Origin of the sequence: Roseovarius tolerans (assembly GCF_028885395.1) — a bacterium.
Lineage (GTDB): Bacteria > Pseudomonadota > Alphaproteobacteria > Rhodobacterales > Rhodobacteraceae > Roseovarius > Roseovarius tolerans.
Genome location: NZ_CP118494.1, coordinates 268,908 through 291,641 on the forward strand (window position 1 = coordinate 268,908; position 22,734 = coordinate 291,641).

Sequence of the window (22,734 nt, forward strand, 5' to 3'; positions counted from 1 at the left end):
AAGGTTTGACCATGGACGTTCTCTCTTCGACCCAATCGACCGCCCAGACCGCGGCTGCGGCTCCCCGCGGTGGCGGCGCGCTCAGTTCGGATTTCGAAACCTTTCTGAAAATGCTGACCACGCAGATGCGCAATCAGGACCCGCTCAATCCGGTGGAGTCGTCCGATTTCGCTGTGCAGTTGGCGACCTTCTCGACCGTCGAGCAGCAGGTGCTGACCAATGACCTGCTGACCGGGCTTGGGGCGCAGATGGGCGCGCTTGGTCTCGGTCAGCTTTCGGGCTGGATCGGGCTTGAGGCAGAGGCGAAAACGCCGATTGTCTTTGACGGGACACCGGTGCCGCTGACGGCGACGGTCGATCCGCTGGCAGATGCCGCGCAACTGGTGGTCACCAACGCAGCGGGCATTGTCGTGCAACGTCAGGAGATCGCTCCGCAAAATGGCCGCATCACATGGGCAGGGCGCGATCCTGCCGGTCTGCCGCTGCAAAGTGGAACCTACGAGATCTCGGTGCAGTCCCTTGCCGAGGGGGAGGTGATCGCGCGCCACGACGCACATGTTCACAGCCGAATCGTCGAAGCCCGTCAGGAGGGGGGAGAAACCCGGCTTGTGCTCGCGAACGGTCAGAGCGTTGCAGCGAGTGGAGTGCTTGGTCTGCGCCCGCCGGAGACCGGGGCGTGAGCGCCAGATGTCACATAAACGCCAGAGCCAGCGCCGCGCCGCCCGCACCCAGGGTGGCGCCGATCCCGGCAAAGGCGATGCGCATCGGCCAGGGCGACGGGGGCGGGGGCGCGGGTGGCGCGGATTGGCGAATCAGTGCGGCCTCGACCAGACCGGGCAGGCGCGGGCCGTAGCGCGACAGCACGGCGGCGGTCCGCCCGAAATCGCGCAATGCGGCGCGTGGACCGATCGTTTTCTTGATGTAATCCTCGACCACGGGCCGGGCGACCTGCCAGATATTGATCTGCGGATTGAGGCTCCGGGCGACGCCTTCGACCACCACCATGGTGCGCTGCAGCAGGATCAGTTCGGTGCGCGTCTCCATGCCGAATCGCTCGGTCACCTCAAAGAGATAGCTGAGCAGACTGCCCATCGAGATGCGGCTGGCATCCATGCCGAAGATCGGCTCGCCCACAGCGCGCAGCGCGCGGGCGAAGGCATCTACATCGCGGTCGGCGGGCACATAGCCCGCCTCGAAATGGACCTCGGCGACGCGGCGATAATCGCGCTTGATGAACCCGTAGAGGATCTCGGCATAGACCCGGCGGGTGTATTCGTCGATATGGCCCATGATGCCGAAATCATAGGCGATGATATCGCCATTGCCGGCCACCTTGAGATTGCCCTGATGCATGTCGGCATGAAAATAGCCGTCGCGCAGCGCGTGGTTCAAAAAGAGCTGCAACACCCGTTCACCCAGTTCAGCGCGGTCGTGACCGGCGGCGTCGAGCGCGGCATTGTCCCCGAGGGGCAGGCCGTCGGCCCAGCCCATCGTCATGACCCGGCGCGACGAGAGGTGCCATTGCACCGGCGGCAGCTGAAAGCCGGTATCCCCCGAGGTGTTGGCGGAAAACTCAGAGGCCGACGACGCCTCGAGCCGCAGGTCGAGCTCTCCCATCACCACGCCCTCGAAATGCGCAATCACCTCCGTGGGCCGCAGGCGTCGCGCCCCGGGGGCCAGCAATTCCACCATGCGGGCGGCGAAATAAAACGCGTCAATGTCGCGGCGAAACGCCTTTTCGATGCCGGGGCGCAGCACCTTGATGGCGACGGCTTCGCCCGTGTCGCGCAGCCGTGCCTTGTGCACCTGCGCGATCGAGGCCGCGGCGACGGGCGGGCTGAAATCGTCGAACATCTCTTCGACGAGATGCCCCAGCTCATGGGTGATGCTCGCCTTGGCCACATCGACCGAGAAGGGCGGAAGCTTGTCCTGCAAGACGCGCAATTGCCCAGCCAACTCCTCACCGACCAGATCGGGGCGGGTGCTGAGAATTTGACCGAACTTGATATAGGCCGGGCCCAATGCGGTCAGCGCGCGGGGCGCAGGCGGGGTCGTCTCGTCGCCCTTGTAGCCCATCCACTGAAACGGCCAGGCCAGAAACCGCATCGTGCCGCGCACCAGCGGCGGCGCTTCGAACGCGTCCATGATCAGGCCCATGGCACCGGTGCGTTCCAGCGTGGCACCGGTGCGGATCAGCCGCAGGATATTATGCGGTCCGCGCATCGCTCAGATTTTCCAGCCGGAATGCAGACAGGCGATGCCCATGCTCAGGTTGCGGTATTTTGCCTGTTCGAATCCGGCCTGTCGGACCATGCCCAGAAACGTCTCTTGGTCCGGAAACTGGCGGATCGATTCGACCAGATACTGATAGCTGTCGCGATCATTCGCGATCGCCTGTCCAAGACGCGGAATTATGTTGAAGCTGTAAAGATCGTAGACCTTTTGCATCAGCTCATTGGGGATCTGGCTGAATTCGAGCACCATCAGCCGTCCACCGGGCTTGAGCACGCGAAACGCCTCGTTCAGCGCCTCTTGCGGGCGGGTCACGTTTCGGATGCCGAAGCTGATCGTGTAGACGTCAAAGCTGTTGTCCTCGAACGGCAATGCCATCGCGTCGCCCACCACCCAATCGAGACTGTCGGCCATCTGGTCGGCCTCGGCGCGCTTGCGCCCCTCGACCAGCATCGGCTCGGTCAGGTCGAGCACGGTGGCATGGCCATGACCGGCCCGCTTGAGAAAGCGAAAGCTGATATCGCCGGTGCCGCCCGCCACATCGAGCAGGCGCTGACCCGCGCGCGGGGCCAGCCAATCCATCATCGCGTCTTTCCAGATGCGGTGAATCCCGAGGCTCATCGCATCGTTCATCACGTCGTATTTGCTGGCCACGCTGCCAAAGACCCCGCGCACGCGCCCGGCCTTCTCCGACTCGGGCACATCCTGAAATCCGAAATGGGTGGTTTTCTCGCTCATGGGCCTTGCCGCTTTTGTGTCCTGCCCTTCTTATAGGGCGCGGGCGGGGGGTTACAATGCGCCGCTTGTGTTGATCGAGGGGACAAATGCCGGAATTACCAGAGGTTGAGACAGTCCGCCGCGGGCTAGCGCCAGTGATGGAGGGCGAGGTGATTGCACGTGCCGCTGTCAATCGGCCTGACCTCCGGTGGCCGTTTCCGCCGGACATGGCGGCACGGCTGACGGGGCAGAAGGTGCTGATGCTGCGGCGGCGGTCGAAATACATCCTTGCCGATCTCGGCTCGGGTGAGACGCTGCTCATTCACCTTGGCATGTCCGGGCGTATGCTGGTCTCGGGCGATCCCTTGGGGCGTTTCGTGCATGAGCACCCGGCGCCGGAAAAGCATGATCACGTGGTGCTCTACATGCAGAATGGCGGGCGGATCACCTTCAACGACCCGAGGCGCTTTGGGGCGATGGACCTGATGCCGACGGATAGGGCAGAGGCGCATCCGTTGCTGGCCAAGCTGGGGCCTGAACCCATGGGCAACGACTTCAACGCGCCCTATCTCGCCGCGATGCTCAAGGGGCGCAAAACGCCGATCAAATCCGCGCTGCTCGATCAGCGGATCGTGGCGGGGCTGGGCAATATCTATGTCTGCGAAACGCTTTTTCGGGCGCGCATCTCGCCTCGCCGCCGCGCCGAGAACATCTCGGGCAAACGCGCAGGATCGCTGGTGCCGATCATCCGCGACGTGCTGCGGGATGCGATCACGGCGGGCGGTTCTTCGCTGCGGGATTTCCGGCAAGCAGATGGTGAATTGGGCTATTTTCAGCACAGTTTCGACGTCTACGGGCGCGAGGGCGAACCTTGCCGGACGGAGGGATGTGAGGGCACTATTGGGCGCATCGTACAGTCCGGGCGCTCCAGCTTCTATTGCCCACGCTGTCAAAGATAGGTTGAACGCGCGGCCAACAATGGTAATGAATCGGTCTGATGGAAACAAATGAAAGCTGATTTCATGGCCTATGAGACGATCATCGTCGAAATAGAAGACCACGTCGCCCTCATCAAACTCAACCGCCCCGATGCCCTCAACGCGCTGAACGATCAGCTCATGTCAGAGCTGTCGCAGGCGCTCGGCGAGGCGCAGAAGAACGACAAGGTGCGCTGTATCCTGCTCACCGGGTCGGAAAAGGCGTTTGCGGCGGGGGCCGACATCAAGATGATGAGCGGCAAGGGATTCGTCGATGTCTTCCTCGAGGATCTCTTCACCGAGGACAGCGATGCGATTTGCCGCGTGCGCAAGCCGGTCATCGCCGCCGTGTCGGGTTATGCCCTTGGCGGCGGGTGTGAACTGGCGATGATGTGCGATTTCATCATCTGCTCGGATACCGCCAAGTTCGGTCAGCCCGAGATCAATCTCGGGGTCATTGCCGGGCTGGGCGGCACGCAGCGCCTGACCCGTCTGGTTGGCAAGTCCAAGGCGATGGACATGAACCTCACGGGCCGCTTCATGGATGCCGAAGAGGCCGAGCGCGCGGGGCTGGTGAGCCGCGTGGTGCCCGCCAAGAAGCTGATGGAAGAGGCGATGTCGGCGGCGCAGAAGATTGCCGAGAAATCGCAGATCTCAGTGATGGCGGCGAAAGAGGCGGTCAATCGTTCCTACGAGACAACGCTGCGTGAGGGGCTCTTGTTCGAGCGGCGCGTGTTTCACTCGCTCTTCGCCACCGAGGACCAGAAAGAGGGCATGGCCGCCTTCGCCGAAAAACGCGAGCCGCAGTTCCGCGACAAGTGAGCGTGTCTGCGGCGTGAGGGGCGCTGCCCCTCTTGGCCTGCGGCCAATTCACCCCGGAGTATTGGGGCCAAAAAGAAGGCAAGGTTTCGTTAACCTAGCCATGCGACGATACGGGCGCGGTACAGGCTGGGGAGTCGATGACCGCCCAAGGAGAAGCCGCGCCCGTCCCCGGTCTGCATCGACAGAGCGTCGACCGACGCCAGGGGCGGGCGCGCATAGCTGTTTCTTTTTGGCGAAAATTTCCGTGATACGACCTTCGCCAAGGGCGCACCGCTGGCTCAGATCAGCCCTTCCGCCGCAAAGAGCGCCTTGACGTCCGTCTCGGGCCGCGCCCCGTAATGGCCGATCACCTCGGCCGCCGCGATGCAGCCCATCCGCCCGGCCACGGCCAGCGGTTGCCCGGTTGCGAGACCATATAGCAGCCCGGCGGCGAATTGATCGCCCGCGCCGGTCGTGTCCACCGGCTCGACCCGGTGCACCGGCACTGTCTCCGTCTCTTCGCCCTCGACCAGCACCACGTCGTGGCCCGAACGGGTGCAGACGATCAGCCCGCTTTCCTGCGCCGCTTGTTCCAATGCCGCGCCGAGGTCTTCGGTCTCGTAGAGCGCGCACCATTCATGCTCGTTGCCGATAACGAAGTCGAGTTCGCGCAGGAGGCCGCGGAAATCGGCGCGGTGGCGCTCGACGCAGAACGGATCGGACAGCGTGATCCCGGCGCGGCCTCCACCGGCCCGCGCCGCGCGGGCGGCGCGTTCGAACGCCGCCTTGCCCTTGGGCTTGTCGAAAAGATAGCCCTCGAGAAACAGAAGTCCCGCCTGTCCCGCCACTGCCTCGGGCACATCGCCCTCGTCGAGTTCGGTGGAGACGCCGAGATAGGTGTTCATTGATCGCTCGCCATCTGGCGAGACGAAGATCATCGAGCGCGAGGTGGGCAACGCGCCGTCGCTGCGCGGGGCGTTGACGAACTCGGTGCCGACCTCGGCCATCGCGTCTGCGTAAAAATGGCCCAGTTCATCATCGCTCACCCGGCCGATGAAGCCGGTGGAGAGGCCGAGCGCGCCCAATCCCGCGATGGTATTGGCGACCGACCCGCCCGGCGCCTGCCAGCGGTCGGTCATGTTCTCGTAGAGAAACTCGGCGCGCTCCGTCTCGATCAGTTGCATCACGCCCTTGTCGATGCCCATCCGGGCCAGAAAGGCGTCGTCGCATTGGCTGATCACGTCCACCACGGCATTGCCGATGCCGACGGCCTGATATTTTGTCATAGGGTTTTGTCCTCGAATAAGCAGAGATCACGAATAAGGCAGGTGCCGCAGGCGGGTTTGCGCGCCTTGCAGGTATAGCGGCCATGCAGGATGAGCCAGTGATGTGCATGGCGTTGGAAATCCACTGGGATATTGTCCTCGATGGCGCGTTCGACCGCATCGACATTCTTGCCCGGGCAGATGCCGCTGCGATTGCCCACGCGAAAGATGTGGGTATCGACCGCCTGCGCCGGGTAATGCCACCACATGTTGAGCACGACATTGGCGGTCTTGCGCCCCACGCCGGGCAGGGATTGCAGGGCGGCGCGACTGTTGGGGACTTCGCCAGCATAGTCCTCGACGAGGATGCGGCTGAGTTTAATCACGTTCTTGGCCTTGTTGCGGTAGAGGCCGATGGTCTTGATGTGCCCGATCAGCCCCTCTTCGCCCAGATCGAGCATCTTCTGTGGCGTGTCGGCGATCTTGAACAACTCCCGCGTGGCCTTGTTCACGCCCACATCGGTGGCCTGCGCCGAAAGCGCGACGGCAACCACCAGCGTGTAGGCGTTGACATGCTCCAACTCGCCCTTGGGTTCCGGCTCGGCGGCCTCGAACCGGGCAAAGATCTCGCGGATCGTGTGATAGTCGAGTTGTGAGCGCATCCCCTCAGATGCCACACAGTCGAGAAAAAGTGCAACCCCGTTACAGGGTTGCACGCGCGTAATGTCACCGTTTCAGACGGCTCGCTGACGGCGGCGGCGCAAGGCCCACAACATGCCCAACCCGCCCAGCAACAGCGGGGCCCCAGCAGGCAGCGGGATCGCCGCGATGGGGGCCGCAAAAACGGTCGTGCGCAGGGTGAACGAGTCCAATGCGGCGCCAGCAGTATCAAACAGATTTCCGGCAAGCTGGATGGCGAAGTTCACGTTGAGATTGGCAAGATCCTCGATTTCACCCGGCAGAAGAACGGCCCTGAGATCTGCGACACCTTGTTCATCTTCGAACCAGTCAACCACATCATCAAAGCTGCCCCTTTCGACAGGTGTCGCAAGAGCGGCGGCGGTCCCATCAAGAAGGCTCGCAATTTCGCGGCGGATCTCCCATGTGCCGTCCGGTCGTTCCCAGGCCATAACAAGTGCATCCGTGCCCGGATTGTTGTCGTTGTCCCAGAATACGCCTGCGGGAACGGACTGCCCGGGCAGCCAGGTGTCGAAGAAGTCCGTATAGGGGCCGAAAATACCATCACTTGCGATTTCGACGGCACTGAAAGCGGTTTTGAAGCCGGTCCGCGCACTCGCGAAGAAGCCATCAAGCGTGAAATTTGGGTTGGTATCCGCCTCCCCGAACAGACCGAATGGAAACTGCGTCGAGGCCGAGCCGCTGTCCTGTGGCTGTGCGGCAAAGAGAGACGAGAAACTCAAGCTTCCCTGTTCGGCGGCCTTTTCGAAGCCGTCTCCGATCCCGTAGCCAAGCTCGATCTTGAACCCATCGAGCAATGCATTGGTATCGTTGATCAGGCGGTGGAATACCTGATAAGTCGAGGTCTTGTCGTCGTTGGCAACGTCGAAAACCAGATCGACCGGGCCGGTCCCGGTCATCTGCTGTTTTATGCGCTTGCCGCTTTGGAACGGGCTGGTGCAGGTGGCCCCCGGATTGGAGGTCATGAGGCAACCCGAAAAGCTCAGGGCAGGTGCGCCTCCGCCGGTCTGCTCGTATGGAACTGGCTCAACCTTGATGCCCGGGCTTTGCGCCTCGGGCGGGGTAAAGGCGATCCGGCCGTTCGTCACGGCATCCGTATCGGGCAGAGCGCGATCGTAGACGACGCTTTATCCTGTAACGCCCTCGTCGTCCGGCAGAACGGTCGGCGGGGCCACTTCAACGTTATCTGTATTCCAACCGGTGATCGTGGCAGCGGTCCCCGAACTGCCTGCGATCAACCCTGATACTGCCACAGCGACGGCTGTGACATGTCTAAAGTTCATCATTCTAACACTCCTTGTTTGGCAGCCGCCGGACATGTCCGGCAACTGATTAAAGGGGTGATGCCAATGAAGGTGTCTGCCTATGTCCCGAGGGCATTTTGCGCGTTCCCTAAGTCAGCCACGGTTCAGACCTCCCCAGAGAATGTCTACCACACATAGATATATTCGCATATGTTTTGAATCAACTTCCGCCACAAAAATGCCACTTTTCCAATTGGGCAGTGCATTTTCGAGAACCTCTGCCGCTGGTGCCAAAGCGACTTGAGCATCAAATCGAAACAATTGAGAAAATCCACCACGATTATCCACGACCCAGAGGCCAACCAATACCGAGCGAATGCACATGATTCGGGTCGCATATTGAAATTGGACGACTTACTTTCGAAGACATCACATGCCGCAGAGGTCACAATGCAAGATCATGCATCCGACAATGCCTACCACTACAACGTCATGCGCCGTGCGATTGACCTGATCGATGCGCGCGACGAGACACTTTCGCTCGAGGACCTTGCGCGTGAGATGGGCATGAGCGCCGCGCATTTTCAGCGGCTTTTCTCGCAATGGGTGGGCGTATCTCCCAAGCGTTACCAGCAGTATCTGACGCTTGGTCATGCCAAGGCCCTTCTGGCGCAGCGCTATACCACTCTGGAGGCCGCCGATGCGGCGGGGCTGTCGGGCTCGGGGCGGCTGCATGATCTGTTTCTGAGATGGGAGGCGATGAGCCCCGGTGAGTTCGCGCGCAAGGGGGCGGGATTGATCATCTATTACGGCTGGTTCGACAGCCCCTTCGGTGAGGCGCTTGCCATGGGGACCGACCGTGGTTTGTGCGGTGTGGCCTTTGCCGCAGAGTTTGGACGTGATGTGACCATGGCCGATATGTGCGCGCGGTGGTCCGACGCGATCTATGTAGAGGCCCCGGAGAAGATCGCGCATTGGGTGGATGCAGGGTTTGAGGGACGCGGCGAAGCCGTGCTCCACATGATCGGCGCGCCGTTTCAGATCAAGGTGTGGGAGGCGCTGCTCGCGATTCCCTCGGGCCATGTCACCACCTATTCCGAAATCGCGGGAGCCATCGGCAACCCGCGCGCGGTGCGCGCGGTCGGCACCGCCGTGGGGCGCAATCCGGTCAGCTTTCTCATCCCCTGCCATCGGGCCCTGCGAAAATCGGGGGGCTTGGGTGGCTATCACTGGGGTCTGCCGGTCAAGCGCGCGATCCTCGCCTGGGAAAGTGCGCGCGCCGAAGGATAGGCGGAATTCTGCGCGTGCTGCATTGTATTTCCCCGTGGATTTGCCTTGGGCGAGGTGCTGTTATTGCATATCATTGCACTGGACCCGATCCATCGGGCTGTGAAATCAATGAAGGCGACATTCCATGATCCGAGCACGTAATCCCATTCTCATCCTCTCCGGCGCATCGCTTCTGCTGGTCGCGGCCTGCACCGATCCCGCCTATGTCGGTGGTGATGATCCGCGTCGGAAAACCAAGTCAGGCGCGGTTATCGGGGGGCTTGTCGGGGCCGCCACCGGCGCTGCCGTCAGTGACAGCAAGGGCAAGGGGGCTTTGCTCGGCGGTGCGATCGGTGCCTTGGGTGGCGCTGCCATCGGCAATGCGCTCGACCGGCAGGAGGCCGAACTGCGCCAGCAACTCGACAGCGACGTTCAGATCACCAATACCGGGGATCGCCTGATCCTGACCATGCCGCAGGACATTCTGTTCCCGGTCGACAGTTTCAACATCCGGCCTGATCTGCGTTCGGATCTGTTCAAGGTGGCGGACAGTCTTCAGAGATATCCCGACACTACGGTTCAGGTCGTCGGCCATACCGATAGCGACGGCGATGCCAGCTACAATCAGGGCCTTTCGGAGCGTCGTGCCAATGCGGTGGCCGATGTGCTGATGAATGGCGGTGTGACGTTCTCGCGGATCAATGCCTTTGGCCGCGGAGAGGATCAGCCGGTGGCCTCGAACCTGACCGCCGAGGGCAAGGCGCAGAATCGCCGGGTCGAAATCGTGATCCTGCCGAACCGCTGAGAGACGGCGCGCGACCCGGTATGAAAAGGCGAGGGGCGGTCCATCGGGCCGCCCCTTTGCTGTTCATTCCGCCGCGATCTCTGCCGCCTCGACGCGCACGGCCGAGTATTTGAACTCGGGGATCTTGCCGTAGGGGTCCACCGCCGGGTTGGTGAGGATATTGGCGGCGGCCTCGACATAGGCGAAGGGCAGGAACACCATGTCCGGTGAAACCGCCCGATCGGCACGCGCCATGATGCTGATCGAGCCGCGTTTTGTGCTCAGCCGTACCATGCCTCCGGGCTCCACGCCGAGTTTGCGCAAGGTAGACGGGTGCAGCGAACAGTTGGCCTCGGGCTCTACCGCGTCGAGCACCGATGCGCGGCGGGTCATCGAACCGGTATGCCAATGCTCCAGCTGCCGCCCGGTGGTCAGCACCATCGGATAGTCGGCATCGGGCACGTCGTCGGGCGGGATGATCGAGGCGGGGGTGAAGCGCGCCCGGCCTTCGGGTCGCGGGAAACCGTCGCCGAAGACCACGGCCTCGCCCGGGCCATCGGGTGTCTTGCAGGGATAGGTCACGGCATTCTCGCGCTCCAGCCGCTCCCACGAGATATTGTCGAGCGAGCGCATGTTGACCTTCATTTCGGCAAACACGTCCGCAGGTGTGTCATACTGCCACCCAAGGCCCATCCGGTTGGCAAGTTGTGTGGTGATCTGCCAATCCTCGCGCGCCTCGCCCGGCGGGGTGACCGCGCGGCGGCCCATCTGCACCTGCCGATTGGTATTGGTGACGGTGCCGGATTTCTCGTAGAAGGCCGAGGCGGGCAGGATCACATCGGCATAGTTCGCCGTCTCGGTGATGAAGATATCCTGCACCACCAGATGCTCCAGCTTGGCGAGGGCATCGCGGGCGTGCTCCACGTCCGGGTCGGACATGGCCGGGTTCTCGCCGAGGATATACATACCCTTGATCTTGTCCTCGTGGACCGCATCCATGATCTCGGTGACGGTGAGGCCCTTCTGGTTCGAGAAATCGCCGGATTTCCAGACTTCGGTGAAGGCATTGCGCACGCCGTCATCGGTCACGGTCTGGTAATCGGGCAGGAACATCGGCACGAGGCCCGCATCGGAGGCACCCTGCACGTTGTTCTGGCCGCGCAGCGGGTGCAGCCCGGTGCCGGGGCGGCCGACATGGCCGCACATCAAGGCCAGAGAAATCAGGCAGCGCGAATTGTCGGTGCCGTGGATGTGCTGAGAAATGCCCATGCCCCAGAAGATCATGCCGGATTTCGCCGTGGCGAACTCTCGCGCCACGGCGCGCAGGGTTTCAGCGGGAATGCCGCAGATCGCCTCCATCTTCTCGGGCGGGAATTGCGCCAGATGCGCTTTTTCGGCCTCCCAATTCTCGGTGAAGGCCTCGATATATTGCTGGTCGTAGAGCCCTTCCTCGACGATCACGTGACAGATCGCGTTTAGCATCGAGACATCCGCGCCGGGCTTGAACTGCAACATGTGGGTCGCAAAGCGGCGCATGCCCACCCCGCGCGGATCCATCACGATGAGCTTGCCACCGCGCTTGGTGAACTGCTTGAAATAGGTCGCCGCCACGGGGTGATTCTCGATCGGGTTGGCGCCGATGATGATCGCCACGTCGGCATTCTCGATCTCGTTGAAGGTGGCGGTCACGGCACCCGAGCCGACATTCTCGATCAATGCGGCCACGGATGAGGCATGGCAGAGCCGCGTGCAGTGGTCGACGTTGTTGTGGCCAAAGCCCTGACGGATGAATTTCTGAAAGAGATAGGCTTCTTCATTGGTGCATTTGGCGCTGCCAAAGCCCGCGACGGTCGCGCCGCCATGGGCATCCTTGAGACGTTTCAATTCACCCGCTGTCAGGTCGAGCGCCTCGTCCCACTCCGCCTCGCGGAAAAATTCATGCCAGTTGCCGGGATCGACATTGAGGCCCTTCTCGGGTGCATCCTCGCGGCGGATGAGCGGCTTGGTCAGGCGGTGCGGGTGGTGGATGTAGTCGTAGCCAAAGCGCCCCTTGACGCAGAGCCGCCCTTCGTTGGCGGGGCCGTTGATGCCCTCGACATACTTGACCTTGCCCTCTTTGACCTTGAGCGAAACCTGACAGCCGACACCGCAGAACGGGCAGATGCTCTGCACCTCCTCGTCATAATCGGCGCTGTCGCCCTGCTGCGCGTCGTTCATCACCGAGGCGGGCATCAGTGCACCGGTGGGGCAGGCCTGCACGCATTCGCCGCAGGCGACGCAGGTGCTCTCACCCATGGGATCGTCGAAATCGAAGACCGGATAGGCATCGTGGCCCCGCCCGGCCATGCCGATCACGTCATTGACCTGCACATCGCGGCAGGCGCGGACGCACAGGTTGCACTGGATGCAGGCATCAAGGTTGACGCGCATGGCGACGTGGCTGTCATCGAGCAGCGGCACGCGCGGTTTTTCCAGTTTGGGAAAGCGGCTATGGGTGACGCCATTGGCATCGGCCATGTCCCACAGATGGCTGGACGCATCGTGCGAGGTGTCGCGCTCGGGCTGGTCGGCGAGCAGCATCTCGACCACCATCTTGCGCGCGGTTTCGGCGCGGTTCGAATTTGTGGTGACAACCATGCCCTCGCGGGCCTCGCGGATGCAGGAGGCCACGAGTGTGCGCTCGCCCTCGACCTCGACCATGCAGGCGCGGCAGTTGCCATCGGGACGATAGCCCGGGGCAGGCTTATGGCAGAGATGCGGGATCTTCAGGCCGCGACCATTGGCGACCTCCCAGATCGTCAGACCGGCCTCGGTCTCGATCTCCTGGCCATCGAGTGTGATCTTGATCGTCTCAGACATGCGCGCGCCTCCTTGTCCGTGGCGATCTTAGACCATGCGCGGGCATTTCCGAGTCCACCAATCCCGACCCCTCACCGCATTTTTACGCCACGGTCGGGCGCTATGTTTCGTATAGGCGTCAGGCGCGGTGGATCGGGGCCGGTGAATAATTTCCCGTGGCGGACCTTTAACCCTCTGTCGTGCGGCGCTAACGTCGCGCGGCAAGCGGGGAGGCGGCGATTTGGCGGAACTCATTCTGGTGCGGCACGGGCAGGCGAACAGCCATGCCACGGACGAGGCGGGCTATGACCGGCTGTCGCCTCTCGGGGTGCAGCAGGCGGAATGGCTGGGCGCGCATCTGCGCGAGACCAATCCGCATTTCGATCACGTGTTTACCGGCACGCTGCATCGTCAGACCGGCACCGCGCGGGCCATGGGCTATGACATCACCGAACAGGACGCGCGGCTCGATGAGCTGAGTTATTTCGCGCTCGCGCAGGCTATCGAGGCCCAGCACGGAATCCCCGCGCCCGTCGACGCCACCGAATTCGCCCGCTACCTTCCGCAGGTGATCGAACACTGGGCGCGCGGCGATCTTGCGGATGTGCCGGAGACTTTCGAGCATTTCACCACGCGCATCACCGGCCTGATCGACGATATCTGCCATCATCCGGGACGTGTCCTGATTGTTACCTCGGGGGGTGTTATCGGCATGGTGATGCGGCACACGCTCGGGCTTGATATTCCCGGAATGTCCAAGGTCATGCTGCAGGTGATGAACAGTTCGCTGCACCGGCTTGAACATGTCCACGATATGCTGATGCTGGGCACATTCAACGCCACGCCCCATCTCGACACACCCGACCGGGCGCATGCCCGCACCTTCATCTGAACAACAGGAAACGCGCCATGAAACTCTATTACGCCAAGGGCACCATCGCCATTGCCACGGCCATCGCATTGCACGAGGCGGGGCTCGATTTCGAGCCGGTCCGCCTCGATTTTCGCGCCGGAGAGCAGACCGGACCGGAGTATCAGGCGATCAATCCCAAGGGTCGTGTGCCGGCGCTTGTCACCGATCAGGGTATTCTGACCGAAACGGGTGCGATCCTTGATTACATCGCCGATATCGCGCCCGCCGCCGGGTTGCGCCCCTCGGACGCCTATGAGGCCGCCAAGATGCGCGAGGCGATGTGCTATATCGCCTCGACCATGCATGTGAACCACGCCCACAAGATGCGCGGGCACCGGTGGGCGAGTGAGGAAAGTTCTTTCGCCGACATGAAGGCCAAGTCGGTGCAGACCATGACCGAGAGCGCGGCCCATGTGGAAAATCATGTGCTGCAAGGGCCGTATGTTCTGGGTGAGACGTTTTCGCTGGCCGATCCCTACCTTTATGTCGCCTGCAACTGGCTGGAGGGGGATGGTGTGACCGTGGCGGATTACCCCAAGATCGCCGCTTTCATCGAGGCGATGCGCGGCCGTGCCTCGGTGGCGCAGGTCATTGCCGACAACATGATCTGAGGGCTGCCGCATGACACATCTCTGGGTCCGGGCCGAACAGCGGCCCAACGAGGAACGCGTCGGGCTGACGCCCGAGGAGGCCGCGGCGCTGATCGCCAAGGGCATCCGCGTGACGGTGGAAGACAGCCACAATCGTGCCATTCCAATCGACGGCTATGCTGCGGCGGGCTGCGAGATCGCGGCGGAGAATTCCTGGCCCTCTGCCCCATCGGGTGCGATCATCTTTGGCCTCAAGGAGCTGCCCGAGGACGGCACGCCCCTGCCGCATCGCCACATCATGTTCGGTCATGCCTTCAAGGGGCAGCATGCGGGCAAACGCCTGCTCGCACGGTTCAAGGAGGGCGGTGGGACGCTCTATGATCTGGAATATCTGGTGGACGAGGACGGGCGGCGCGTTGCCGCCTTCGGCTATTGGGCGGGCTATGCAGGGGCGGCGGTGTCGCTGATGACATGGGCGGCGCAGCAGGGCGGCGGCACCTGCCCGCCGGTCGCGACCTATCCGGGGCGCGATGCGCTGCTCGCGGCGCTTGGCACGCAGCTTGATGGCACCGGCGCCGCGCGTCCCTCGGCCATCGTCATCGGCGCGCTTGGCCGCGTCGGCACCGGGGCGGCGGACCTGTGCGATGCCATGGGCATGTCTGTGACCCGGTGGGACATGGCCGAGACCGCAAAGGGTGGGCCATTCCCCGAAATTCTCGACCACGACATCTTCCTCAATTGCATCTTCGCGCGGCCCGGCACGCCGGTCTTCATGCCGAAATCCGCGCTTGCTCAAGACCGCCGTCTGACCGTGATCGGCGACGTCGCCTGCGATCCCGACAGCGATTACAACCCGGTGCCGGTTTATGACGCAGCTACCACGTGGGCAGAGCCCGCGACGCGCGTCCATGATGCGCCGCCGCTCGACGTGATGGCGATCGACAACCTGCCCTCGCTCTTGCCGGTGGAATCCTCAACGGATTACGCAGGGCAATTGCTGCAATCCCTGCTGACGCTCGACGCGCTCGATCAAGGGGTCTGGGCGCGGGCCGAAGAGACTTACAAGACACATATGAAGGAGGTCTGAGACATGACAATCCAATGGTGCGGCACCGGCCTTTCGGCCATTCCGGGTTTGCGGCGGCTGATCGAGGCGGGCCATGACGTGGCCGTTTGGAACCGCTCGACCGACAAGGCAGAGACGGCCGTGGGCGACCTGACCGACCGGATCAACGCCTTTGACAAGGACGCGCTCGCCGAGGTGCTAAAGCCCGGCGATGTGGTCGTTTCGATGCTGCCCGGCGACTGGCACGTGCCGCTTGCGGAGCTGTGCCTGTCCAAGGATGCGCATTTCGTCTCATCCTCCTACATCGCCCCCGAGATGCGGGCACTGGACGCCACCGCGCGCGACAAGGGGCTGTGCCTCGTCAATGAGATCGGCCTCGATCCCGGCATCGACCACCTGATGGCGCATCATCTGGTGGCCGAGTATCGCGCGTCCGGGGCGTTCGATCCGGCCAATGACCTGTCGTTCACCTCCTATTGCGGCGGCGTGCCGAAAGTGCCCAACCCGTTCCGCTACAAGTTCAGCTGGTCGCCCCTGGGCGTGCTCAAGGCGCTTCGTTCGCCCTCGCGGTCGATCCGGGACTTTTCTGAACTCAACGTCGCGCGGCCCTGGGATGCGCTCTCATCCTATGACGCGCCGCTTCCGACGCCTGAAACCTTCGAGGTTTATCCCAATCGCGATTCGATCCCGTTCATTGCGGATTACCGGTTCGATCCCGACTGGCGGATCAAGGATTTCGTGCGCGGCACGCTGCGGCTGAATGGCTGGTCGGAGGCTTGGAAGGATATCTTTGCCGAGATCGAAACGCTGGAGGGCGCGGCTGGTGACGCGCGACTAAAGGAGATGTCGGATCAGTTCTGGCAAGAGCATGCGTATGACGAGGGCGAGGCCGACCGTGTTGTCCTTTGCGTCGATCTCAAGGCAGAACAGGCCGGGCAACCGGTCTGGCACAAGACCTACGTGATGGACGCCTGGGGCGATGCGCGCGGCACGGCGATGGCGCGGCTGGTGTCGATACCGGTCTCGCTGGCCATCGAATCGGTGCTGAACCGCGAAATCCCGGCAGGCGTAACCCCGGCCCCGCATGATCCAAAGCTGCTCGCGCGGTATCTGGGTGAGGTGGGCCACCTTGCGCAGCATTTGCAGGTGGTGGATCACCTCACATGAGATCGAGTGCGGGGCGGTGAGTGACCGCCCCGCAGATGCTTCAGCCGACCACGTTGAAATCGGGGCCGTAGGGATAGCCGGAGATGTTCTCGTTGCCGTCCTCGGTGACCACGAGGATGTCGTGCTCGCGGTAGCCACCTGCGCCGGGCTGGCCCGCGCCAAGCGTCAGCATCGGCTCCATCGAGATGACCATGCCCGGCTCCAGCACCGTGTCGATATCCTCGCGCAGTTCGAGCCCAGCCTCGCGGCCATAATAATGGCTCAGGATGCCGAAGCTGTGGCCATAGCCGAAGGTGCGGTATTGCAACAGGTCGCGTCCCTCAAAGAAGGCGTTGATCTGATGCGTGACCTCGGCGCAGCTTACACCGGGCTTGAGCAGCGACATGCCGTATTCATGGGCGGCGACATTGGCCTCCCAGATCGCACGGCTCGCCGCGTCCACCTCGCCCGCGAACATGGTCCGCTCCAGCGCCACGTAATAGCCCGAGACCATCGGGAAGGTGTTGAGCGACAGGATATCGCCGCGTTCGATGGCCCGCGCCGTCACCGGATTATGCGCGCCGTCGGTGTTGATCCCCGACTGAAACCACACCCATGTGTCTCGGTATTCAGCGTCGGGGAAACGCTTGGCGATCTCCACTTCCATTGCGTCCCGGCCTGCCATGGCAATGTCGATCTCGCGCGCCCCAACCTTCACCGCGTCGCGGATGGCGTAGCCGCCCACATCGGCCACCTGCGCGCAGGAGCGGATGAGCGCGATCTCGGCCTCGGATTTGCGCATCCGCTGGCGCATCGTTGCCGGGGCAAGGTCGACCATCGTCACCGGCTTGAGAAAATCCTCCAGCCCGTCGCGTTGCATCAGCGTCAGGTGGTCGCCCTCGTAGCCGATGACACCGCCCTCGCCTGCCACCTCGCGCACCGCACGCCAGAAATTGTCGCGCTGCCAGTCGGTATAGGTGATGTTGTCGCAGAACGAGCGCCGCCACGGTTGCCCCGCGTCGATGCCCGCGCTGATCGTGACGCACTCGGTCTCGGTCACGACAAGGCCATAGGGCCGACCAAAGGAACAATAGAGAAAGCCCGAGTAATAGGCGATGTTGTGCATCGAGGTGAGGACGATGGCGCTTGCGCCCGCCTCCTCCATGAACGCGCGCAGGCACGCGACCCGGGCCTCGTATTCGGAAATGGCAAAGGGCAGCGGGGCCTTTTCACCGTTGTGGAAGCGATAGAAATCTGGACGTGCAGTCATAGTGACCCTCCTTGCAAAAGAAGGTCCCGGCGTTCAGGACTGTTGGGAAAGGCCCTGATCGGGACGACGCCATCGCCCGGGCCTGATGCCTCTCCTTGCGTAAAGCGCGCGCTCTGGCAAGATGATTTGCGACCCAAAGGGAGATTTGCGGCATGAAAACGCAGGTGGGCGCGCGAAATCTGATCACCGATATTGCTGGTCTTCGGGTCGGCAATGCGCAGGATATGCGCCTGCGCTCGGGTGTGACGGTTCTGTTGGCCGATGCACCTTTCACGGCCGGGGTGCAGGTGATGGGCGGCGCGCCGGGAACGCGCGAGACGGATTTGCTCAGCCCCGACCGGGTGGTCGAGCAGGTCGATGCGCTGGTGCTCTCGGGTGGGTCAGCCTTTGGCCTCGATGCCGCCTCGGGCGTGGCGGACGGGTTGCGCGACTTGGGGCGCGGCTTCGCCGTGGGGGATATGCGCGTGCCCATCGTGCCGGGGGCGATCCTGTTCGATCTCTTGAACGGCGGCGACAAGGACTGGACCGACAACCCTTACAAGGCGCTTGGCCGCTCGGCCCTTCAGGCGGCGTCGGATGCGTTCGAGATCGGCAGCACCGGGGCAGGCGCGGGGGCGACCACGGCAACCCTCAAGGGCGGGCTTGGCTCGGCGTCGGCCCTTCTGCCCGACGGCAGCACGGTGGGCGCTCTGGTCGCCGTGAACGCGCTCGGCTCGGCGACGGTGGGTGAGGGGCCGGAGTTCTGGGCTGCTCCGTTCGAGCTGGGGCAGGAATTCGGCGGATTGGGGATGGCACCCGCCAATGCCGATCCGATGCTGGCCCCCACCAAGCTGGCACAGCACGCCAATACCACCATCGGGATCATCGCCACCGATGTGACGCTGACCCAAGCGCAATGCACGCGGCTGGCCACGGTCGCGCATGACGGGTTCGCCCGCGCGTTGGTGCCGTCGCATACACTGATGGATGGCGACCTGATCTTTGCCGCCGCGACGGGCACGCGACCGGCCCCTGATCTGGCGGCGCAGGTGGTGCTAGGCCATGCGGCGGCGTGCGTCATGGCGCGGGCGATTGCGCGGGCGGTATTCAGCGCGCGCAGCCTGCCCGGCGACGCCCTGCCGGCGTGGCAGGCGCGGTTCGGCGGCGCCGCTTGTGCGGGGGACTGACGCGCCATATGGTCATGCCGACGCAGGCTGAGCAGGAAAGACCGCGATATGACGTCTCTGGGATCACGCATGGTGGAGTGCCTCGGCCCGATCCGCGTCGTCAATTTGCCCTCCCGTCCCGACCGCCGTCGCGAATTAGCGGTACAACTGGCGCGAATCGGGCTCGGCTTTGATCATCCGCAGGTGTCGATCTTTGATGCGATCCGGCCTGACAGCCTGGCCGGTTTTCCCACGCTAGGCGCGCGTGGCTGTTTCCTGAGCCACCTCGAAATCCTGCGTGCCGCCCGTGACGCGGACCTGCCAAGCATCGCGATTTGCGAGGACGATCTGGATTTCAGTGACGATTTCACAAGCCGCGCGCCTGCCCTGCTGGAGACGCTGGCTGCACGCGATTGGGATATGTTCTACGGCGGGTTCGATGCCGCGGCACATGGCATGGACGCCGCGCCCGGTCTGATCTCGCTCGACCCCAAGCAGAATGTTTTGTGCAGTCACTTCATGGCCTTGCGTCGTCCGGCCATCCATGCGCTGGTGCCTTACCTGACGGCCATCACCGAACGTGAGGTCGGCGATCCGGCGGGTGGGCCGATGCATGTCGACGGGGCCTATTCGCATTTCCGGGCAGATCATCCGCAGATGGTCACACTCTCGGTGTCGCCGACGCTTGGGGTGCAGCGGCCGTCGCGCACCGATGTCCATGATTTGCGTTGGTTTGACCGCGTGCCGGTCGTGCGCGATACGGCGCAGCTTTATCGGCGTTGGCGCGGCGCGATGCGGTAGCCGCGAAAACCCCGCTTGCAAATCCGCGCCAAGCCGCCTATATCCCCGTCAATAGCGGCGCTTTCGGGTCCACTCCGAAGGCTCCACCGGAAAGTGTGACGGGCCGCGCGCCCGTTTTTTTGTGCTTGGAAACGATGACCAACGACCTGATTGCCAAAGCCGCGATTGATCGCAGACTGGCCGAGATCATCACCCCGGTGATCGAGGACATGGGCTATGAACTGGTGCGCGTTCGCCTGATGGGCGGCAAGACGCACACGTTGCAGATCATGGCCGACAAGCCCGACGGCGGGATCGAGGTGGATGATTGTGCCGAGATCAGCACCGCTGTCAGCGCCATTCTCGATGTCGAGGACCCGATCATCGACGCCTACACGCTCGAAGTGTCGAGTCCCGGTATCGACCGGCCGCTGACCCGGCTCAAGGATTTCGAGATGTTCGAGGGCTATGAGGCCAAGCTTGAGACTTCGGAGATGATCGACGGGCGCAAGCGCTTCAAGGGCATGCTGGCCGGGGTCGAGGGCAACGAGGTGCTGATCAATGTCGAAGAGGGCACCATCGGGCTCGATTTCGACTGGCTGAGCGACGCCAAGCTGGTGCTGACCGACGAGTTGATCCGCGAGATGCTGCGACAGCGCAAGGCGGCAGGCGCCATCAACGAAGAAAATTTTGACGAGATCGAAACCGATAGCGGTTCTGAGGAGGACTGAGACCATGGCAATCACATCGGCCAACCAGCTTGAGCTGTTGCAGACCGCAGAGGCGGTGGCGCGCGAGAAGATGATCGATCCGGGCCTCGTGGTCGAGGCGATGGAAGAAAGCCTCGCCCGTGCCGCCAAGAGCCGCTACGGCAGCGAGATGGATATCCGTGTGGAGATCGACCGAAAGACCGGTCGCGCCAAGTTCACGCGTGTGCGCACCGTGGTCGAGGACGAAGAGCTTGAGAATTATCAGGCCGAGATGACCGTGGAGCAGGCCAAGCAGTATCTCGAGGAGCCCAAGGTCGGCGATACCTTCGTCGAGGAAGTGCCGCCCGTCGAGATGGGCCGCATCGCCGCGCAAAGCGCCAAGCAGGTGATCCTGCAGAAGGTGCGCGAGGCCGAGCGCGATCGCCAATACGAGGAATTCAAGGACCGCGCGGGCACCATCATCAACGGTGTCGTCAAGCGCGAGGAATACGGCAACGTCATCGTCGATGTGGGCGCGGGCGAGGGTATCCTGCGGCGCAACGAAAAGATCGGGCGCGAGGCCTATCGCCCCAATGACCGCATCCGCTGCTACGTCAAGGACGTGCGCCGCGAACAGCGTGGTCCGCAGATCTTCCTCAGCCGGACAGAGCCGCAATTCATGGCCGAACTCTTCAAGATGGAAGTCCCGGAAATCTACGACGGCATCATCGAGATCAAGGCCGTGGCCCGCGATCCCGGCAGCCGCGCCAAGATCGCCGTGATCTCTTATGACAGTTCGATTGATCCAGTCGGTGCCTGCGTCGGCATGCGCGGCAGCCGCGTGCAGGCGGTGGTCAACGAGCTTCAGGGTGAAAAGATCGACATCATCCCGTGGAATGAGGATCAGGCCACGTTCCTCGTCAACGCCTTGCAGCCCGCAGAGGTCAGCAAGGTGGTGATCGACGAGGACGCGCAGCGTATCGAGGTGGTCGTGCCCGAAGAGCAGCTGAGCCTCGCCATCGGGCGGCGCGGTCAGAACGTGCGTCTGGCCAGCCAACTGACCGGACTCGACGTCGACATCATGACCGAAGCCGAGGACAGCGAACGCCGTCAGAAGGAATTCGAAGAGCGGACCAAGCTCTTTATGGACACGCTCGATCTCGACGAGTTTTTCGCGCAACTTCTGGTGGCCGAAGGGTTCACCACGCTGGAAGAAGTCGCCTATGTCGAACTGGACGAGCTTCTGGTGATCGACGGTGTTGACGAGGACACTGCCGGTGAGCTTCAGGCACGGGCGCGTGACGTGCTCGAGGCGCAGGCCGCCGCGGCGCTCGCCAAAGCGCGCGAGTTGGGGGTCGAGGACAGCCTCATTGAATTTGAGGGTTTGACACCCCAGATGGTGCAGGCGTTGGCCGAGGACGATGTCAAATCGCTCGAGGATTTCGCAACCTGTGCCGATTGGGAATTGGCAGGTGGCTGGACCACCGTGAACGGTGAGCGCGTCAAGGACGAAGGCATTCTGGAGAAGTTTGACGTCTCGCTCGAAGAAGCGCAAAACATGGTTATGACGGCACGCGTCATGCTTGGCTGGGTCGATCCTGCGGATCTGGAGCCCCAAGTCGATGAGACCGACGGCGACGACGTGGAGGCCGAGGCCTGATTTTCAGGCCTCGGAGGCACCTGATGGGGCGCAGCGGGCAACCCAAAGACCGGAGCGACGGTCCTGAGCGTAAATGCATCGCCACGGGCGAGGTGCAACCGAAGCATGGGCTGATCCGCTTCGTGATCGGCCCCGAGGGCCAGATTGCCCCTGACCTTGCTGAAAAGTTGCCGGGACGTGGCATCTGGGTGTCGGCGGACCCTGCGGCACTGGCCAAGGCCGCCAAGAAAGGGCTGTTCGCCCGCGCCGCGCGGCAGCCGGTGAACGTGCCCGAGGACCTGGTGGATCAGGTCGAGACGCTTCTGACGCAACGGGTGCTGAACCTGATCAGCCTCATGCGCAAGGGCGGTGCTGCGACCTCGGGCTATGAGCGGGTCAAGGACTGGCTGGCCAAGGACGAGGCCGAGGTTCTGATCCAGGCCAGCGACGGCTCGGAGCGCGGAAAATCGAAACTGAGCACGCCCTACGGCGGCTCGTTCATCGGCTGGCTGACGGCGGATGAACTGGGTCAGGCCTTTGGGCGTCAAAGCACAATCCATGCGGCACTGGGTGCTGGAGGTTTGTGCAAACGTGTTGTAGAGGAGGCGGCAAGACTGAAAGGTCTGCGCGTCTCGGACGGCGAGACTGCGCGCCGGAAAGGAAAGTAAGA

At 63.0% G+C, this 22,734-nt stretch carries 21 protein-coding genes; 14 read left to right on the forward strand and 7 right to left on the reverse strand.

What is annotated here, in order from left to right:
• The first annotated feature begins 11 nt into the window (after positions 1 to 11).
• Positions 12 to 680 (forward strand): flagellar hook capping FlgD N-terminal domain-containing protein, encoded by a 669-nt coding sequence (locus tag PVU19_RS01240; protein WP_050663109.1) that lies wholly within the window; start codon positions 12 to 14, stop codon positions 678 to 680.
• A 10-nt stretch (positions 681 to 690) separates the two neighbouring features.
• Here PVU19_RS01240 and ubiB read toward each other — a convergent pair whose 3' ends face one another.
• Both ubiB and ubiE read right to left on the reverse strand, forming a co-directional pair.
• Positions 691 to 2,223: a 2-polyprenylphenol 6-hydroxylase gene (gene ubiB / locus PVU19_RS01245; protein ID WP_050663108.1), complete on the reverse strand. Its 1,533-nt coding sequence runs from the start codon at positions 2,221 to 2,223 to the stop codon at positions 691 to 693.
• 3 nt (positions 2,224 to 2,226) lie between these two features.
• On the reverse strand, positions 2,227 to 2,970 hold the full coding sequence (gene ubiE / locus PVU19_RS01250; protein ID WP_050663107.1) for a bifunctional demethylmenaquinone methyltransferase/2-methoxy-6-polyprenyl-1,4-benzoquinol methylase UbiE: 744 nt from the start codon (positions 2,968 to 2,970) through the stop codon (positions 2,227 to 2,229).
• A gap of 86 nt (positions 2,971 to 3,056) precedes the next feature.
• On the opposite strand from ubiE, the gene mutM reads away from it, so the two are divergent.
• Both mutM and PVU19_RS01260 read left to right on the forward strand, forming a co-directional pair.
• Positions 3,057 to 3,908 carry a bifunctional DNA-formamidopyrimidine glycosylase/DNA-(apurinic or apyrimidinic site) lyase gene (mutM, locus tag PVU19_RS01255; RefSeq protein ID WP_050663106.1) on the forward strand — a complete coding sequence of 284 codons (852 nt, stop codon included), beginning with the start codon at positions 3,057 to 3,059 and terminating at the stop codon, positions 3,906 to 3,908.
• A gap of 63 nt (positions 3,909 to 3,971) precedes the next feature.
• On the forward strand, positions 3,972 to 4,748 hold the full coding sequence (locus PVU19_RS01260; protein WP_274789924.1) for an enoyl-CoA hydratase: 777 nt from the start codon (positions 3,972 to 3,974) through the stop codon (positions 4,746 to 4,748).
• 278 nt (positions 4,749 to 5,026) lie between these two features.
• On the opposite strand, the gene PVU19_RS01265 is transcribed toward PVU19_RS01260, so the two are convergent.
• The 3 genes from PVU19_RS01265 to PVU19_RS01275 all read right to left on the reverse strand — a co-directional run bounded on the left by PVU19_RS01265 (position 5,027) and on the right by PVU19_RS01275 (position 7,779).
• A complete protein-coding gene (locus PVU19_RS01265) occupies positions 5,027 to 6,013 on the reverse strand; it encodes an adenosine kinase (protein ID WP_050664478.1) in 987 nt (328 codons plus the stop codon).
• Positions 6,010 to 6,654: an endonuclease III gene (nth, locus tag PVU19_RS01270; RefSeq protein WP_050664477.1), complete on the reverse strand. Its 645-nt coding sequence runs from the start codon at positions 6,652 to 6,654 to the stop codon at positions 6,010 to 6,012. The genes PVU19_RS01265 and nth overlap by 4 nt, the downstream gene beginning before the upstream one ends.
• A gap of 72 nt (positions 6,655 to 6,726) precedes the next feature.
• Positions 6,727 to 7,779: a choice-of-anchor F family protein gene (locus PVU19_RS01275; RefSeq protein ID WP_160316403.1), complete on the reverse strand. Its 1,053-nt coding sequence runs from the start codon at positions 7,777 to 7,779 to the stop codon at positions 6,727 to 6,729.
• Between the two features lie 606 nt (positions 7,780 to 8,385).
• Here PVU19_RS01275 and PVU19_RS01280 point away from each other — a divergent pair.
• Positions 8,386 to 9,225, forward strand: a complete 840-nt coding sequence (locus PVU19_RS01280; RefSeq protein WP_274789863.1) for a bifunctional helix-turn-helix domain-containing protein/methylated-DNA--[protein]-cysteine S-methyltransferase — start codon at positions 8,386 to 8,388, stop codon at positions 9,223 to 9,225.
• A gap of 124 nt (positions 9,226 to 9,349) precedes the next feature.
• Complete coding sequence (locus PVU19_RS01285; RefSeq protein ID WP_050664166.1) at positions 9,350 to 10,009, forward strand: YiaD family glycine zipper/OmpA-like lipoprotein; 660 nt, start codon at positions 9,350 to 9,352, stop codon at positions 10,007 to 10,009.
• Between the two features lie 63 nt (positions 10,010 to 10,072).
• On the opposite strand, the gene fdhF is transcribed toward PVU19_RS01285, so the two are convergent.
• On the reverse strand, positions 10,073 to 12,847 hold the full coding sequence (fdhF, locus tag PVU19_RS01290; protein ID WP_050664165.1) for a formate dehydrogenase subunit alpha: 2,775 nt from the start codon (positions 12,845 to 12,847) through the stop codon (positions 10,073 to 10,075).
• 220 nt (positions 12,848 to 13,067) lie between these two features.
• Here fdhF and PVU19_RS01295 point away from each other — a divergent pair, with 220 nt between their 5' ends.
• From PVU19_RS01295 to PVU19_RS01310, 4 genes are read left to right on the forward strand one after another with little or no spacing between them, the layout of a single operon-like run.
• Positions 13,068 to 13,718, forward strand: a complete 651-nt coding sequence (locus PVU19_RS01295) for a histidine phosphatase family protein (protein ID WP_050664164.1) — start codon at positions 13,068 to 13,070, stop codon at positions 13,716 to 13,718.
• A 17-nt stretch (positions 13,719 to 13,735) separates the two neighbouring features.
• A complete protein-coding gene (locus PVU19_RS01300; RefSeq protein ID WP_050664163.1) occupies positions 13,736 to 14,350 on the forward strand; it encodes a glutathione S-transferase family protein in 615 nt (204 codons plus the stop codon).
• A 10-nt stretch (positions 14,351 to 14,360) separates the two neighbouring features.
• Positions 14,361 to 15,416, forward strand: coding sequence for a saccharopine dehydrogenase (locus PVU19_RS01305; protein WP_050664162.1), 1,056 nt, complete (start codon positions 14,361 to 14,363; stop codon positions 15,414 to 15,416).
• Between the two features lie 3 nt (positions 15,417 to 15,419).
• Complete coding sequence (locus PVU19_RS01310; RefSeq protein ID WP_050664161.1) at positions 15,420 to 16,562, forward strand: saccharopine dehydrogenase family protein; 1,143 nt, start codon at positions 15,420 to 15,422, stop codon at positions 16,560 to 16,562.
• A gap of 40 nt (positions 16,563 to 16,602) precedes the next feature.
• On the opposite strand, the gene PVU19_RS01315 is transcribed toward PVU19_RS01310, so the two are convergent.
• A complete protein-coding gene (locus tag PVU19_RS01315) occupies positions 16,603 to 17,811 on the reverse strand; it encodes an aminopeptidase P family protein (RefSeq protein WP_050664160.1) in 1,209 nt (402 codons plus the stop codon).
• A gap of 152 nt (positions 17,812 to 17,963) precedes the next feature.
• Here PVU19_RS01315 and PVU19_RS01320 point away from each other — a divergent pair, with 152 nt between their 5' ends.
• The 5 genes from PVU19_RS01320 to PVU19_RS01340 all read left to right on the forward strand — a co-directional run bounded on the left by PVU19_RS01320 (position 17,964) and on the right by PVU19_RS01340 (position 22,732).
• Positions 17,964 to 18,977, forward strand: a complete 1,014-nt coding sequence (locus tag PVU19_RS01320; protein WP_050664159.1) for a P1 family peptidase — start codon at positions 17,964 to 17,966, stop codon at positions 18,975 to 18,977.
• Between the two features lie 48 nt (positions 18,978 to 19,025).
• Positions 19,026 to 19,757: a glycosyltransferase family 25 protein gene (locus PVU19_RS01325; RefSeq protein WP_082237940.1), complete on the forward strand. Its 732-nt coding sequence runs from the start codon at positions 19,026 to 19,028 to the stop codon at positions 19,755 to 19,757.
• 134 nt (positions 19,758 to 19,891) lie between these two features.
• Complete coding sequence (gene rimP / locus PVU19_RS01330; RefSeq protein WP_050664157.1) at positions 19,892 to 20,467, forward strand: ribosome maturation factor RimP; 576 nt, start codon at positions 19,892 to 19,894, stop codon at positions 20,465 to 20,467.
• Between the two features lie 4 nt (positions 20,468 to 20,471).
• The gene (gene nusA / locus PVU19_RS01335) at positions 20,472 to 22,085 is read left to right on the forward strand and encodes a transcription termination factor NusA (protein WP_050664156.1); all 1,614 of its coding nucleotides are present in this window, start codon (positions 20,472 to 20,474) and stop codon (positions 22,083 to 22,085) included.
• A gap of 23 nt (positions 22,086 to 22,108) precedes the next feature.
• Positions 22,109 to 22,732 carry an RNA-binding protein gene (locus tag PVU19_RS01340; protein WP_050664155.1) on the forward strand — a complete coding sequence of 208 codons (624 nt, stop codon included), beginning with the start codon at positions 22,109 to 22,111 and terminating at the stop codon, positions 22,730 to 22,732.
• The last annotated feature ends 2 nt before the right edge of the window (positions 22,733 to 22,734 follow it).

Bases quoted from the DNA above. Each gene is read 5' to 3' on its own strand.
- PVU19_RS01240 (WP_050663109.1), top strand. From the start codon at position 12: ATGGACGTTCTCTCTTCGACCCAATCGACCGCCCAGACCGCGGCTGCG.
- ubiB (WP_050663108.1), bottom strand. From the start codon at position 2,223: ATGCGCGGACCGCATAATATCCTGCGGCTGATCCGCACCGGTGCCACG.
- ubiE (WP_050663107.1), bottom strand. From the start codon at position 2,970: ATGAGCGAGAAAACCACCCATTTCGGATTTCAGGATGTGCCCGAGTCG.
- mutM (WP_050663106.1), top strand. From the start codon at position 3,057: ATGCCGGAATTACCAGAGGTTGAGACAGTCCGCCGCGGGCTAGCGCCA.
- PVU19_RS01260 (WP_274789924.1), top strand. From the start codon at position 3,972: ATGGCCTATGAGACGATCATCGTCGAAATAGAAGACCACGTCGCCCTC.
- PVU19_RS01265 (WP_050664478.1), bottom strand. From the start codon at position 6,013: ATGACAAAATATCAGGCCGTCGGCATCGGCAATGCCGTGGTGGACGTG.
- nth (WP_050664477.1), bottom strand. From the start codon at position 6,654: ATGCGCTCACAACTCGACTATCACACGATCCGCGAGATCTTTGCCCGG.
- PVU19_RS01280 (WP_274789863.1), top strand. From the start codon at position 8,386: ATGCAAGATCATGCATCCGACAATGCCTACCACTACAACGTCATGCGC.
- PVU19_RS01285 (WP_050664166.1), top strand. From the start codon at position 9,350: ATGATCCGAGCACGTAATCCCATTCTCATCCTCTCCGGCGCATCGCTT.
- fdhF (WP_050664165.1), bottom strand. From the start codon at position 12,847: ATGTCTGAGACGATCAAGATCACACTCGATGGCCAGGAGATCGAGACC.
- PVU19_RS01300 (WP_050664163.1), top strand. From the start codon at position 13,736: ATGAAACTCTATTACGCCAAGGGCACCATCGCCATTGCCACGGCCATC.
- PVU19_RS01305 (WP_050664162.1), top strand. From the start codon at position 14,361: ATGACACATCTCTGGGTCCGGGCCGAACAGCGGCCCAACGAGGAACGC.
- PVU19_RS01310 (WP_050664161.1), top strand. From the start codon at position 15,420: ATGACAATCCAATGGTGCGGCACCGGCCTTTCGGCCATTCCGGGTTTG.
- PVU19_RS01315 (WP_050664160.1), bottom strand. From the start codon at position 17,811: ATGACTGCACGTCCAGATTTCTATCGCTTCCACAACGGTGAAAAGGCC.
- PVU19_RS01320 (WP_050664159.1), top strand. From the start codon at position 17,964: ATGAAAACGCAGGTGGGCGCGCGAAATCTGATCACCGATATTGCTGGT.
- PVU19_RS01325 (WP_082237940.1), top strand. From the start codon at position 19,026: ATGACGTCTCTGGGATCACGCATGGTGGAGTGCCTCGGCCCGATCCGC.
- rimP (WP_050664157.1), top strand. From the start codon at position 19,892: ATGACCAACGACCTGATTGCCAAAGCCGCGATTGATCGCAGACTGGCC.
- nusA (WP_050664156.1), top strand. From the start codon at position 20,472: ATGGCAATCACATCGGCCAACCAGCTTGAGCTGTTGCAGACCGCAGAG.
- PVU19_RS01340 (WP_050664155.1), top strand. From the start codon at position 22,109: ATGGGGCGCAGCGGGCAACCCAAAGACCGGAGCGACGGTCCTGAGCGT.